Source organism: Mediterraneibacter sp. NSJ-151, assembly GCF_022487435.1.
In the GTDB taxonomy this organism is placed as follows: domain Bacteria; phylum Bacillota; class Clostridia; order Lachnospirales; family Lachnospiraceae; genus Schaedlerella; species Schaedlerella hominis.
Genome location: NZ_JAKVPP010000014.1, coordinates 98,419 through 112,322 on the forward strand (window position 1 = coordinate 98,419; position 13,904 = coordinate 112,322).

Here is a 13,904-nt window from a genome sequence, read left to right on the forward strand (position 1 = left end):
AGCCCTTCTATTATTATCTCAAATCTTTATTCTCGATATTGTCCATATCGCCGTAGTCCTGATTTTCTCCGCACATTCCCCAGATAAATGTGTATGCTCTTGATCCACATCCTGAGTGAATTGACCAGCTTGGAGAGATAACAGCTTCTTCATTATGCATAATGATGTGTCTTGTCTCCTGTGGCTCTCCCATGTAGTGCATTACAAATGCATCATCTTCCATATCAAAGTACAAATAAACTTCCATACGTCTGTCATGTGTATGTGCTGGCATTGTGTTCCATACGCTTCCTGGAAGAAGTTTTGTCATACCCATAGCAAGCTGGCAGCTATCTACCTGACCTGTCACGATATATTTGTTGATCACTCTGTGGTTAGAATCTTCAAGTGTTCCCATTTCCACTTTGTTCTCATCTTTTACAATCACAACACCCTCTTCAGGTTCTCCCTCAAGTTTGATATGTACTGTTGGGTAATCAACGTGTGCCGGAGCACTGTTCAAATAAAATTTAGCCGGACATGAGGCATCTTTGCTTTCAAATGTAATATCTTTTGATCCACGTCCGATATACATTCCATCTCTTGCATTCACTTCATAAACACGTCCATCAACTGTCACAATTCCGTCTCCACCGATATTGATCAGTCCCATTTCTCTTCTCTGAAGGAAATATTCTGCTCTTAATTCATCCCCTGCTGTCAGTGCAAGTTTCTCCTGAACCGGTACTGCTGCTCCTGTGATGATACGGTCAATGTGGCTGTAAACCAGATTGATCTTGTCTGCCTGGAACAGATTCTGAATTAAAAATTCCTCTCTCAATCTGTCTGTTGTGTAGTGTTTTACATCTCTTGGTGATGCTGCTGTTCTTACTTCCATGATAATCCTCCTGTTATTTTTTGTAATAGCTATTTGATTTGTCTAAACAATGAAGTTCTGCTTTTTTAATGAGTTTTTTCTCATCTCTTGACTATACTATACCATTCGCTTTATTCCTTTTCTTGTGAAATGTTGATGTAAATGTTGAATATTTTGAACATACCTCGTATAATCAAAATAAGAGTTCAAGATTTGCATGTTTTATAGACTCAATTTGTTCAAACATTGCAATATTATTCGTATATTTATTCAAAAGAAAAGGAGGTTTAACCCAATGAAAGCTTGTTCTACATGCAAAGAATCTATGAAAAATTGTATCGATACACATTCCTTTGCATTTGCTCATTTATATAGTGATGAAAAAATCATGGATATGCATATTCACAATTGTTATGAAATCTATTATTCGATCTCCGGTGGCAAACAATTTCTGATTGATAATTGTCTGTATGACATCCATCCCGGTGATATTTTTTTGATCAATCAATTTGAAAGCCATCATTTAACTCAGATTGATCAGGAAACTCATGAAAGAATTATTTTATCTATTGACCCAGATTACCTGACACAACTTTCTACCCCAAACACCGACCTGAACCATTGCTTCAGTTTTCGAGATACCCATATGCCTCACTGTGTCCATTTAACACCGGAAGAACAAAATCGATTCATTTATTTTATTCATAAATTTCAATCAAACGAAGGAATTGGTGAAGATTTATTAGATAAAGCAGTTTTTCTTGAATTGATGGTATTTTTAAATCAGACATTCCAAAACAGAGGTGCCGCTACTATAAAAAATGATGCTGAAAAATCAACATCCAAATATCATACGCAAGTGGATGAAATTCTTTCTTATATTAATTCTCATATAAAAGAACCTCTGACTTTAGAAGATTTGTCGGCACATTTTTATATGAGCAGTTCCTATATCTGTCGTATTTTTAAAGCAGCTACCGGAACAACGATCAATAAATACATCACTGCAAAACGACTGACCCTTTCAAAATCTCTGCTTAGTCAGGGATACAGTGTGACTGAAGCATGTGAGATGTGCGGATTTAATGACTATAGCAATTACTTAAAGGCATTTACAAAAGCAGTGGGCATATCTCCGAAGAAATATGCCCAGTTTAATTCATAATATTATGGGTGACTGGATAGTTACCCATAATTTTTTAATTATGCCACGCCAACCTCACGCTACTCACATGATGCTCCCCTGTCAGCCAGTCCACATCATTTGTGATCCAGTCCATAATCTCAAGCTGGCGTGTCTCCCATGCAACTGTATTTGCATGAGCCTCGCTTGTTTCCTCTTCTTCCATCGTAATATCGATCTCATCATATCCAAAAATATATCCGCCGGCACTCCAGATACTAAAATTACTGTCCGGTCCCGAATCAATCGTATCCCCTCGCTGTGCAATCAGTGCATCGTGACGACGTTTATATTCTTCCTCACAGCCATCATGAAGTTTTGTCATAAATACTCTGTGACGGATAAGTTCTTTCTTCTCACGAACGATTCCAAAATTGTGATACATTAATCGCATGTCTTCCCCCGGTGTTGATATCCATGTAAATGTGTCACTGAGTTTCGATATAATATCCCTAATCTCATCATCGACACAATACGCTGCACCATCCTGCCACTCTCCATACACAAACATAAGATTCTCTGCATTCCAGATACTAAAGTTCCCCACTTTATTCTTATCTAGCCACGCCGTCAAATCAGGCCAGATTTCTCCTAGTTTCTTCTTGAACTCATTCATTTTTCCTTCATTTATTGCTATTGCTGCCGCATGACGTTCCATATTCTACTCCTTCCCTATTGCGATTGAATTCTCTCTCGTAAAAATCAACCTACTTCTTATCGATGTTCGTATTCAATTTCTATTGTTTCTCCTGCTTTAATCTCATATGCTTTTCCATCCACCTGCATCCATACGTCCACACAAGTCGGATTGTAAATATAGTCGCCTGTCGCAGAATATACTAATGATTTCACGGCATTGATATATTCACAGATTTCTCCATTTGTCGCATACCAGATTTCCTCACGGTTTCCCACTGTCTTTAAAAATCTCTCAATTTCATTCCATTGATTATAGGAATCAAATTCATACGCATGCCCCCATAGATAATATAACCATGGCTCCATATATCTCTCTTGATTAATTGCTTCTAAGAACTTATCTAATAACTCAAACATTTTTTCATCGGTATGATGACAAGTCGGATGCCACGTCAGAAAATCTTGTGGCAAGGAAAATGCGTATGTTGGTTTTGTTGTTCTCGCATATGTGATTCCACAAAGTTCTGCCACCTGCTCTACCTCGGTACTCCAGGTTCCGAACGGATATGCCATACCGGTCACCGGATGTTTCACCAGTTCTTCCAGTTCTTTTCTACACTCTGTAATCTCGTAGGATACCATTCCAACAGGAACTTTCGTCAAATCCGGATGTGTCATGCTGTGTACTGCAATCTCCTGATTTTTGTATATTTCCGCAATTTTGTCTTTAGAAAATTTATTATGATTTACTCCGGTGCCTCCCTGAACAAGCCAGTCATTATCTCCCATAAGTCCTGGATTCAAGTTAAATGTTCCTCGGATTCCATATCGTTCCATTAATGTAATCAGCTGTTCATCCTGCGTAACTCCATCATCGTAACTCATCGTGAATGCCTTTTGCTTTCCTCCCGGAAATAACATGACATCTCTTCTTAATCTCAGCATATCTCCACTCCTCCTGTCTGATTTTGAATCTCTACAATGCACTTCAGCCATACAGACAAAATGCTGTATGGCTGAAAATCTTTTCTATTTTTATAAGTGTAACAATGCTTCTGCAAGTGCAAGGATTGTCAAAGACTGACCGTATGCCATTGGTGCAATAAGAATATTTTTATAATGCTCTGCATTCATTCCCATTCCTGTTCCACCGGATACATTCAAAACTGTTCCGTCTTTGTCTATATTTTTCATAATTCCCTTAATTGCTTTCTCTGCACATGGAAGATAAGAATCATCCAGAATTCCCATACGGATTCCTTTTAAAATACCGCATGCAATCGCTGCTGAACCGGATACTTCCTCGTAACTGCTTGCATCTGTCAGGACTGTATGCCACAGTCCACTCGGAGCCTGCAATTTCTTAAGTGCTTTTACCTGTGCTTTATATGTATCAACAATAATTGTCTTTACTCCAGGATTCAATGTTCCTTTAAACATATCAATGTAATCCAAGATTCCTAATGTAAACCAACTGTTTCCACGGCACCAGAAAATCCCACCGAAATTATTATTTCCATTGAATGTCCATCCATGATAGAATAATCCGCTCTTTTTATCATACAGATATTTAATGTGCATCAATACCTGATGGATTCCTTCGTTGATCCACTCTTCGTTCTGATATTTCTGTCCCATTTTATTTAAGAAAAGAACTGTCATAAATAATGTATCTATCCACATTTCATTTTCATTGAGACGCACGCCCTGACGATCTCCGTTTGCACTTGTCACATGCTGGAATCCGCCTTCTTTTGTTCTTGGAATACAGTTCATCAGCCAGTCAGCCCAATCGAGACAAAGTTTCTCAAACTTCGCATCATGACAATATTCGTTGAGCTCTGCCAAAGTCAAAAGCGGTGTTGTTGTGTTGATGTTTCTGGATGGAAGTCCCTGCTCCATATTCTCCACAAACCAATCCTGAAGAAATTCTTTATATTTCTCATTCTTATCATATTCCATGATTTTTAATAATCCGTACAGTCCAACTCCCTGCGGCCAGTCCCACTCACGGATTCCAAAGTCTCGTTTGAAAAATCCGATTGCTTCACCTCCATCTGAAAGTTCCTTCTCATTATCCGGGCCTTCCAGATTTAAAAGCTTCTCAATCACAAGATCTAATTTTTTTCTCAACTCTGTTTCTTTAATATTCATATTTTATAAAACTCCTTTACATGAGTCCCAGAACTGTTGGCAGCCATGTGCTGATTGCCGGTACAAATGTAACAAATAATAATGCGACTACAATTGCACCAAAGAATGGGATTAATTTTCCGATAACATCTTCTACTTTTAATTTTGCCACACTACATCCAACGAACAATACACTACCAACAGGAGGTGTGATTGTACCGATTGAAAGGTTCATTACCATCATTACACCAAACTGGATTGGATCCATACCGATTGCTGTGATAACCGGAAGGAAAATTGGTGTGAAGATCAAAAGTGCAGGTGCCATATCCATGAATGTTCCTACAATCAAGAGAATTATATTGATCATAAGAAGAATCACGATCTTGTTATCTGAAACTCCAAGCATCAGGTTACTAATTGCCTGTGGAAGTCCTGTAAAGGACAGTACAAATGACAATACAGAAGATGCACCGATGATTAACATAACAATTGTTGTTGTCACTGCCGCATTTACCAGAATGTCTTTAATCTCTGATAATTTAATGCTCTTATAAACAAATACTGATAAAATAAACGCATAAATTACAGCTACTCCTGAAGCCTCTGTTGGTGTAAAGTATCCTGATAAAATACCTCCGATAATAATTACGATCAACAATAAACTTGGGATAGAATCTAAAATTGTTTTGCCGACAACAGCTGCTGTCATTTTTTCTCTCTTAACTACATAACCATGTTTTTTACCATAAATGAATGCTACGATCATGCAAAGGAATGCCCATAATAATCCTGGAATCCATCCTGCCATAAATAATGTAGCTACTGCTGCTCCGCCACTTGCTGCTGAATATACGATAAATGCATTTGTTGGAGGAATCAACTGTCCAACAGGTGCTGTTGCAATGTTACATGCTGCTGAGAATTTTTCATCATAACCTTCTTCTTTTTCAAGAGGTCCCATAACTCCACCTACTGCTGTTGCAGCGGCGATACCTGATCCTGACAGAGAACCAAACATTGCATTTGCAGCAACATTTGTCAGAGCCAGCGAACCCGGAACTCTTCCAAGAATCAACATTGCTAAGTTAATCAAACGTTTCGCAATACCACCACTACTCATCAACTGACCTGCAAGGATAAAAAACGGTACTGCAAGTAATGTAAAACTATCAATTCCACTTGCCAGCTTCTGTGCGGAAATAAACATTCCAAACTGTGGATTCAGGAACATAACAATAGTAACAAGTGCTGCTGAAATAATACTGAACGATACCGGAACGCTCATTGCCAGCAGGAAAAAGAATACGATAACCAGTACGATTGCTGCTTCTATCTGCATTTATTTCTCCTCCTTTGTCTCTTTTAACTCTTTCACAAAACGGATCAGACGCTCTCCGGAATAAATAATCATCAATACTCCGCAGATTGGTACTCCGACATAGTAAAACTGCATTGGAATTCCCATAGCCGGTGACAACTGTCCGACTGCATTTATTGTTACCATGATTCCACCTGCGATTAACACGAATGCGCTGAGGAAGAGAACCAGAATCTCAATAAAAATCTTATTTCTTAAACTTCCTTTTTTTGTAAATGTACTTGTAATAAATCCGATTGAAATGTGCTGTTCTTTTCCGTATGCGTATGGAACTCCCAGCATTGTCAGCCAGATTAGTGCATATCTCAAAAGTTCTTCTGTCCATGAACTTGCATTATTTAAAACAAATCTTGTAAAAATCTGCCAGAAACATCCGACAACCATTACTACAACAAGGAATGCCAGAATGTATTCCAAAACTTTATTTAATTTCTTCATTGTTCATCCCCCTATTCTGCGTAACTCTGAATGTCATCATAAAGTGCCTGGTAATCCTTGCCTTTTCCACAGAACTCCTCGTGGATTGGCTGTACTGCTTCAATGAAAGCACTCTTGTCAATGTCTCGATAAACATGAACACCATGTTCTTCTGCTTCTTCCATAGCCTCATCCATCATTCCATTGTACAGCTTCTTAAAGTTTTCATTTGTCTTCTCAAGACACTCAACCAGATAATCCTGCTGCTCTTTTGTCAGGCTATTCCATTTCTTTGTACTGATAATATAAATATCCGGTGAATACTGATGCTCTGTATATGTATAAGATGAAACCAAATCTTCATGTGCATCTACTGTCAATGCCAGCTCTGTATTTTCAGCTCCGTCTACGATTCCCTGCTGAAGTGCTGTATATGTTTCACTTCCTGCCATTGGCACCGGAGAACCACCCATAGCCTGAATCATTTCCATAGATGTTGAACTTGGCATAGAACGGATTTTTTTACCTTTTAATACAGATGGGTTATCGCAAACTGCATCTTCTTTCAAATAAAAGTTTCTTGCACCGTTTGCATAGTATCCAATTGCAATATAGCCCTGATCCTCTGTTGACATAAACAGGTCTTTTACTGCCTGACTTTTTTCCATTGCTGTGTAGTAATGATCCTGATCCACAAACAAATATGGTACTGCAAAAATAGAATAACGATCTTCAAACTGTCCCAATGTATTTGAACTTACTTTCGCCATATCCAGGATTCCTGCCTGAACCATCTCAATTTCTTCTTTTTCTGAACCAAGCACACCACTTGCGTAAATATTTACGTCCAGATTCATCGAATCATCTTCTGCTACAAACTCAGAAAACTTTGCAATAGAATCTGCAATTTCTGAACCTGCTGCCTGGTTATGAGCCAGTCTGATTTCAACCTTATCTGTGCTGTTAGCACTTACAACCGACACAAATGTTGCTGCAACTATACACAATCCGACTGCGGATACTGCGATCCCAATCTTTTTCTTTATGCTTCCCATGTTACTCTCCTTTTCTCTAAAGCCTTCCCAACTTTGCCCTCATTCTTTTTAACCGGTCATAAGAATGAATGGTTTTATTTTTATCTTGTGCACGTTTTCATGGCTTGTATTTTAGCACATACATAGGTGCATTTTTACTCAAATATTGCTATAATCCCTGTTTTTTCAATATATATTGCACTCATTTTTGTCTAGAATTTATCAGTCTTTTGTTGTAAGATGATTCTAGACAGAGTTTTTTATCACTGTTTATATACAGCATATTAACAATTTTGAAGCTATTATAGAATCTTTTTTTTAGAAAGCAGGTACATTTTTTGGAAAAAATAACATCTTATTGTTCGATTGATGGAATTTCTCTGGAACACATGATTCGATATGGAAAATTTGATATGAGAGTAAAACATTTTCACGACGAATATGAAATCTTTTACATTTTAGAAGGCGAACGACTTTTCTTCTTTAATAACAGAAGCTTCGTTGCCAAGAAGGGGGATTTAATCCTGGTAGACAGTAATCTAATCCATATGACCAAGTCTTTTTCCAACGATACTTCCGGTCATAATCGAATTATTTTATATGTGACGAGTGAAAAAATGCAGGAGATTGACAATACTTATCCATCCCTAAAACTTGTGAAATTTTTTCATAAACATACCGGAGTCTTTCATTTAACTCCGGCACAACAAGATAATTTTATGAAGTTGTATTACTATTTTAAGCAGGAATGTGCAAAGCGCCAACACGCATACAAACATGCTGTGGAACTTGCAGTCATCAACTATTTACTTTCCCTTACTCGTGACTTGGGAAATAGCCATGGCGAAGAACCACAGGTTCCGACTGATGGGAAATACAAGCATGTTTATGAAATTGCCGATTATCTTTCCCAGAATTGTGAACAGCAATTGTCATTGGAAGAAATTGCTCAGCGATTCTACTTAAGTAAATATTATGTCTGCCGATTATTTAAAGAAGTCACCGGCTATTCTATCAATGAATATATAAATATCCATCGTGTTCAGAAAGCTCAGTGGTATCTTACAGAGACCGACTTGAGCATCTCTGAAATTGCCGGCCGGATAGGTTTTGGAAGTATGACACATTTTGAAAAAATATTTAAAACCTATACAACTATGACTCCTTTAAAATATCGTAAATCCGGTCATATTTTTGCACCTTCCGAATTACCGATAAATCCGTAAACGGATACTGTATACCATAAACAACTCTGTTTATAGATTTTTAAGGTATTCGATATCTTTTTTATCTGTCTGTGGATTCATCTCTTCTCTTAACAGATACATATCTGGTCTGTGCTTATGCAGCCATTCGGATATTGCCTGATACTGGATCACACCTTCTCCAAGAAGTGTCGGGCAATACTGTCCGTTTTCATCTAATCTGAAATCTTTGATGTGCATTGCTTCAATATATTTTCCAGCCTCATTAAGCCATTCACTCCAATATGTATACTGATTTGTAGTATCTGGAAATTCCAACAAATTAGATGCATCGAAAATCATTCGCAAATGTTTTTCATCCTGAATCTGATTCATTACATCTAAAATTGCCTCCAGATTTTCAAGTGGATGCCAGTACACCGGCTCTATTGCAGCTTTTACATCTAATCTTGCAGCTTCATCCACAATTCTTTTTACACTATCCATCATATGCGGATACCAGATTTTTTTCTCTTCTTTACTCAGATGTGGATATGCTGTCTCTGTTCCTACAACTGTTGCTCCAAGTTCCTTGTTGTATGCCAGGCATTTTTTAAATGTCTCTACTGCCTTTTCTCTGACCATATCATTTGGATTTCCCAGATCCATATAACATCCAAACACCGGTATCTCAATCTCATGCTTTTCAAACTCTGTACGTATTTTTTCAAGATGTGCCAATGTAATATCATCATAGCTGTCAATTTCTGCAAATGCTTTTGGTAATGCCAACTGTGCACAGTTATATCCTCGTTCATGTAATGTATGTGCGAGTTCTTCAATTTTCATTTTTCCATAATCATGGGCTCTTACTCCGATTTTCATTGTCTCTTCTCCTCGTTAATAGTTAGTCTTTCCAATGTAATCGTATTTTACCACCTCTCTTCTTCTGGCTTCTTGTTTTTTCTTATAGAAAATCTTGAATATTTTGACCTTATCATGCAATATCATGAACATTTCTTCAAATCATGTTGTTTTTTCAAATTGAAATCAGTAAGATGAACTCATAATAAGAAAATCAGAATAAATGATTTTGGAGGATTTTAAGAATATGAATGATATTTTAAATCAGCTTGAAAAATGTATGATCGTACCTGTCGTTGTTTTAGAAAATTCTAAAGATGCAAAGCCTCTGGGCGAAGCTCTTTGTAACGGTGGTCTTCCATGTGCTGAAGTAACTTTCCGTACAGAAGCAGCAGAAGAATCTATTCGCATTATGAGCGAAAGCTTTCCTGAAATGCTTGTCGGAGCGGGAACAGTTCTCACTACAGAGCAGGTAGACCGAGCTGTTAATGCAGGAGCAAAGTTTATTGTAAGTCCTGGATTTGATGAAGAAATCGTAGATTACTGCCTGGAAAAAGGAATCACAGTTCTTCCTGGATGTGCTACTCCATCTGAAGTTGCCAAAGCTGTAAAACGCGGGCTTGAAGTTGTGAAATTTTTCCCTGCAGAACAAGCCGGCGGGCTTCCAATGATCAAAGCTATGGCTGCGCCTTACACTATGGTTAAATTTATGCCAACCGGCGGTATTAATCCGGAAAATGTAAAAGACTATCTTGCATTTAATAAAATTTTTGCATGTGGTGGAAGCTGGATGGTAAAAAATACATTAGTAGAAAATCAAGAATTTGATAAGATCTGCGAGCTTTCTAAAGAAGCAGTCACAATTGCAAAATCTATCCGCGGATAAGTTATAACATACAGGTAATTATTTTAAGAGAGGTTAACACAATGTCTAAAAAATATGATTTGCTCACACTTGGAGAACTTCTTCTTCGTCTTTCTCCACAGGCAAACGAAAGAATGTCAAGAACAAAGATTTTTGAACAAAATATTGGTGGTGCAGAATTTAATGTTGCTGCCGGAGCTGCACAGCTTGGACTGAAAACAGGTTTGGTAGGAAAAATTCCGGCTCATGCAATCGGTCAGCTTGCAAGAAATGAAGTACATTTTCAAAACGTATCTGATGAATATCTGTCTCATGATAACAGCGCTGATGCCCGTCTCGGTGTATATTATTACGAAACTGGTGCCGCACCTCGTAAACCAGGGATTGTCTATGATCGAAAACATAGTTCTATGACAACCCTTTCTATTGATGATTTTCCGGAGGAAATGTACTCATCTACCCGTTGTTTCCATACTTGTGGAATCACACTTGCTTTAAATGAACAAGTACGCAAAACTGCTATTGAAATGATGAAGCGTTTCAAAAAAGCCGGTGCTTTAATTTCATTTGATGTAAACTTTCGTGGAAATCTTTGGAGCGGTGCCGAAGCCAAAGCTTGTATAGAAGAAATTCTTCCTATCGTAGATATTTTCTTCTGCTCTGACAGCACTGCACGCCTGACTTTCTTAAAAGAAGGCACTCCTGAAGAGGTTATGAAAAGTTTCGCCGATGAATATCCGATTTCCGTTGTCGCAGCCACACAACGAATCGTTCACAGTCCAAAAAGACATTCCTTTGGCTCTGTTATTTATGATGCAAAAAAACAGACTTTTGTTGAGGAAGAAATGTACAAAGACATCGAAGTGGTCGACCGTATTGGAAGCGGAGACGCTTATATTTCCGGTGCTCTTTACGGATTGCTTACTTCTGAAAATGATACACGAAAAGCGCTGCAATATGGTAACGCTGTCAGTGCTTTAAAAAATACTGTTCCGGGAGACCTTCCTTCTATGACACTTTGCGAAGTGGAAGAAATGATTAAAACTCATCAGGAAGGTGACGATGGACTGGAAATGAAACGATAATATCCTATCCCTTTCAAATACACTCTTTTCATATCATATTACTAAAAAAGTAAGCAGTGGAAATTTTTTAAATTCGACTGCTTACTTTTTTCAAGAATGCCTCTGCATTCTTGCTGCGAGATGCGCGTCATGCAATGCATGACATACTTCTTCTGCGCATCTCTGCAATCCTGCCGGAGGCTATATCAGATGGGGGATTGACTCCCACCACTGATACTGATTTGTTACTCGCCACCTACAGAGGTGGGAGTCATCTCACATCTGATATATTATCTACTATGCTATATGCATAATCTCTATTAATAAAATCCATGCAAGACCATAATAAGTAACTACTGCCACTAAATCATTTACTGTAGTAATAAGCGGACCTGATGCAACTGCCGGGTCAATCTTAATTTTGTTGAAAAATAATGGTATTAATGTTCCAACTAAACTTGATATTATCATTGCTAAAAACAACGATGCCCCTACACAGCTGGATATTAAGAATGCGTGTCTCAATGAATATCCTTTAAATAAGTATATATATACACCTAGAAATACAAGTGCAAGCATTCCCAATAACAATCCACTGCTAAATCCTACTTTTGCTTCTTTAAATGTCAAATGCAGCTTATCTTTCGCACTTAAATTTTCATCCATAAGCACACGGATTGTAACAGCAAGTGACTGTGTACCGACATTTCCGGCCATATCAAGAACTAATGACTGAAAACATATAACGATTGGTAATATTGCTACAACATCTTCAAATACACCCACCACAGAAGATACAAGCATTCCGAGGAAAAGTAATATAATAAGCCACGGTAAACGCTTTTTCATACTGTCTTTTGTACTTTCCTGAAGATCTTCCTCTGCTGACAATCCGGCTAATTTTGCATAATCTTCACCCAATTCATCATCAACTGCCTCGATAACATCTTGAGCTGTCAAAATACCGATTATCTTGTTTTCACTATTAAGCACAGGAAGAGAATCCTCAGCATAATCTTTTATCTTTTCAATACTTTCAGAAATTTTTTCATGGTCACGAAGATAAGGATAAGAATAACTTATCAGCGACTCCAATGCCATTCCTGCTCGTGCGATAATCAAATCTTTAAGATCAATCGCTCCACAAAAACGATCCTCTTCATCGACTACATATATCGTTGCAATATTGTCATTCTCTCCTGCTTGCTGTATGAGTTCATGCATTGCCTGACGTATTGTAAGATTATCTTTGATACATATAAAATTAGTTGTAATCAGACTACCTATTTCATCATCATCATAAGAATTGATCAATCTAATATCTGCCTGTACATCCTCATCAAGTATTGATCTCAATTTAACCTTTACGTTTTCATCAATATCTTCCAGAAGATCTACCGCATCGTCGGCATCCATTTCATTAATAATCTCTGCCAGCTTGTAGATTCCTAATTCTTTAATATAATCATCGGGATCTTCAACATATGAAATAATCTCCGACATCCATTCAGAACCAAGTATATTGTAAAGATGAAGTCTTTCTGACTTATTAAGCAACTCTAAACTCTGTGCAATGTCATTGTCATGATAATCATTAAGTTTTTCTTTTATCTCTTCATTCGATAATCCTGACCTGATAATATCGACAATTTCTTCTACATATATCGGTTCTTTTAATACTTCTTTTTTCACCTTAAGCCTCCTTCTCCCCAAAAAAGGGCATAAAAAATCCACCGTTAAATGCAATACAACGCTTCGGTTGTGACACTCTAGTAACGATGGAAAAGACTTAGATTATAATTATTATAATTGGCGCACCTATAGACACTTGAAAGATATTCCAAGTGTTCTTCCATCGTTAGATGTACTTCGACTTCGACTATCACAACTGTCCATATAATTCGCCTCCTTCTTATTCCTTATTTTATAGTTCATCTATTTATAACATAATGCAAGAATTTTGTAAACGCAATTCAAGTAAAAAAATGTTAAAGAAAAGTATTCTGGTTACTGTTCACAGTACCTGTGACCAGCAACGCATTCTGTACAAATATAATTAATATTAAAACGCGCTTAAGAAATCTTCTTAAGCGCGTCTCTCATTCCATATCCGTATATCATGTACCTTCAAAACTGCATACAAAGTTTTTTCATCCATCTTGTTCTCCTATCACCTGTTCTGGTTATGCCCTCGACCTATTAGTAACAGTCAGCTCCATGTGTTACCACACTTCCACCTCTGCCCTATCTACCTCGTCGTCTTCAAGGGGTCTTACTAACTTGA

At 37.6% G+C, this 13,904-nt stretch carries 13 protein-coding genes and 1 rRNA gene; 4 read left to right on the top strand and 10 right to left on the bottom strand.

Translation table 11 applies throughout. The features are described 5' to 3' along the window. Nucleotides 1-13: 13 nt before the first annotated feature. Nucleotides 14-877: a 5-dehydro-4-deoxy-D-glucuronate isomerase gene (gene kduI, locus LQE94_RS13325; RefSeq protein ID WP_240577912.1), complete on the bottom strand. Its 864-nt coding sequence runs from the start codon at nt 875-877 to the stop codon at nt 14-16. A gap of 274 nt (nt 878-1,151) precedes the next feature. On the opposite strand from kduI, the gene LQE94_RS13330 reads away from it, so the two are divergent. Further along, nucleotides 1,152-2,021, top strand: a complete 870-nt coding sequence (locus tag LQE94_RS13330; protein ID WP_022074704.1) for a helix-turn-helix transcriptional regulator — start codon at nt 1,152-1,154, stop codon at nt 2,019-2,021. A gap of 34 nt (nt 2,022-2,055) precedes the next feature. Here the strand turns inward: LQE94_RS13330 and LQE94_RS13335 are convergent, their stop codons facing one another. The 6 genes from LQE94_RS13335 to dctP all read right to left on the bottom strand — a co-directional run bounded on the left by LQE94_RS13335 (nt 2,056) and on the right by dctP (nt 7,664). After that, a complete protein-coding gene (locus tag LQE94_RS13335; RefSeq protein WP_118737970.1) occupies nt 2,056-2,697 on the bottom strand; it encodes an L-rhamnose mutarotase in 642 nt (213 codons plus the stop codon). 56 nt (nt 2,698-2,753) lie between these two features. Next, nucleotides 2,754-3,623: a polysaccharide deacetylase family protein gene (locus LQE94_RS13340; protein WP_240577913.1), complete on the bottom strand. Its 870-nt coding sequence runs from the start codon at nt 3,621-3,623 to the stop codon at nt 2,754-2,756. A gap of 90 nt (nt 3,624-3,713) precedes the next feature. Then, on the bottom strand, nt 3,714-4,832 hold the full coding sequence (locus LQE94_RS13345) for a glycoside hydrolase family 88/105 protein (protein ID WP_022074707.1): 1,119 nt from the start codon (nt 4,830-4,832) through the stop codon (nt 3,714-3,716). Between the two features lie 16 nt (nt 4,833-4,848). Continuing rightward, nucleotides 4,849-6,153: a TRAP transporter large permease gene (locus LQE94_RS13350; protein WP_118737972.1), complete on the bottom strand. Its 1,305-nt coding sequence runs from the start codon at nt 6,151-6,153 to the stop codon at nt 4,849-4,851. Further along, complete coding sequence (locus tag LQE94_RS13355) at nt 6,154-6,630, bottom strand: TRAP transporter small permease (protein ID WP_118737973.1); 477 nt, start codon at nt 6,628-6,630, stop codon at nt 6,154-6,156. Nucleotides 6,631-6,641: 11 nt separating this feature from the next. Next, on the bottom strand, nt 6,642-7,664 hold the full coding sequence (gene dctP / locus LQE94_RS13360; protein WP_022074710.1) for a TRAP transporter substrate-binding protein DctP: 1,023 nt from the start codon (nt 7,662-7,664) through the stop codon (nt 6,642-6,644). Nucleotides 7,665-7,981: 317 nt separating this feature from the next. Here dctP and LQE94_RS13365 point away from each other — a divergent pair, with 317 nt between their 5' ends. Then, the gene (locus tag LQE94_RS13365; RefSeq protein WP_118737974.1) at nt 7,982-8,869 is read left to right on the top strand and encodes an AraC family transcriptional regulator; all 888 of its coding nucleotides are present in this window, start codon (nt 7,982-7,984) and stop codon (nt 8,867-8,869) included. Between the two features lie 30 nt (nt 8,870-8,899). Here LQE94_RS13365 and LQE94_RS13370 read toward each other — a convergent pair whose 3' ends face one another. After that, on the bottom strand, nt 8,900-9,712 hold the full coding sequence (locus LQE94_RS13370) for a sugar phosphate isomerase/epimerase family protein (protein ID WP_240577914.1): 813 nt from the start codon (nt 9,710-9,712) through the stop codon (nt 8,900-8,902). A gap of 226 nt (nt 9,713-9,938) precedes the next feature. Here LQE94_RS13370 and LQE94_RS13375 point away from each other — a divergent pair, with 226 nt between their 5' ends. Next, nucleotides 9,939-10,577, top strand: a complete 639-nt coding sequence (locus LQE94_RS13375) for a bifunctional 4-hydroxy-2-oxoglutarate aldolase/2-dehydro-3-deoxy-phosphogluconate aldolase (protein WP_240577915.1) — start codon at nt 9,939-9,941, stop codon at nt 10,575-10,577. Between the two features lie 41 nt (nt 10,578-10,618). Continuing rightward, nucleotides 10,619-11,641 carry a sugar kinase gene (locus LQE94_RS13380; RefSeq protein ID WP_022074714.1) on the top strand — a complete coding sequence of 341 codons (1,023 nt, stop codon included), beginning with the start codon at nt 10,619-10,621 and terminating at the stop codon, nt 11,639-11,641. 276 nt (nt 11,642-11,917) lie between these two features. Here LQE94_RS13380 and mgtE read toward each other — a convergent pair whose 3' ends face one another. Next, complete coding sequence (mgtE, locus tag LQE94_RS13385) at nt 11,918-13,312, bottom strand: magnesium transporter (RefSeq protein ID WP_240577916.1); 1,395 nt, start codon at nt 13,310-13,312, stop codon at nt 11,918-11,920. Nucleotides 13,313-13,799: 487 nt separating this feature from the next. Then, nucleotides 13,800-13,904 (bottom strand): 23S ribosomal RNA (locus LQE94_RS13390); the annotation flags it as partial.

Coding starts and splice junctions, on each gene's coding strand:
- kduI (WP_240577912.1), bottom strand. CDS start 877: ATGGAAGTAAGAACAGCAGCATCACCAAGAGATGTAAAACACTACACA.
- LQE94_RS13330 (WP_022074704.1), top strand. CDS start 1,152: ATGAAAGCTTGTTCTACATGCAAAGAATCTATGAAAAATTGTATCGAT.
- LQE94_RS13335 (WP_118737970.1), bottom strand. CDS start 2,697: ATGGAACGTCATGCGGCAGCAATAGCAATAAATGAAGGAAAAATGAAT.
- LQE94_RS13340 (WP_240577913.1), bottom strand. CDS start 3,623: ATGCTGAGATTAAGAAGAGATGTCATGTTATTTCCGGGAGGAAAGCAA.
- LQE94_RS13345 (WP_022074707.1), bottom strand. CDS start 4,832: ATGAATATTAAAGAAACAGAGTTGAGAAAAAAATTAGATCTTGTGATT.
- LQE94_RS13350 (WP_118737972.1), bottom strand. CDS start 6,153: ATGCAGATAGAAGCAGCAATCGTACTGGTTATCGTATTCTTTTTCCTG.
- LQE94_RS13355 (WP_118737973.1), bottom strand. CDS start 6,630: ATGAAGAAATTAAATAAAGTTTTGGAATACATTCTGGCATTCCTTGTT.
- dctP (WP_022074710.1), bottom strand. CDS start 7,664: ATGGGAAGCATAAAGAAAAAGATTGGGATCGCAGTATCCGCAGTCGGA.
- LQE94_RS13370 (WP_240577914.1), bottom strand. CDS start 9,712: ATGAAAATCGGAGTAAGAGCCCATGATTATGGAAAAATGAAAATTGAA.
- LQE94_RS13375 (WP_240577915.1), top strand. CDS start 9,939: ATGAATGATATTTTAAATCAGCTTGAAAAATGTATGATCGTACCTGTC.
- LQE94_RS13380 (WP_022074714.1), top strand. CDS start 10,619: ATGTCTAAAAAATATGATTTGCTCACACTTGGAGAACTTCTTCTTCGT.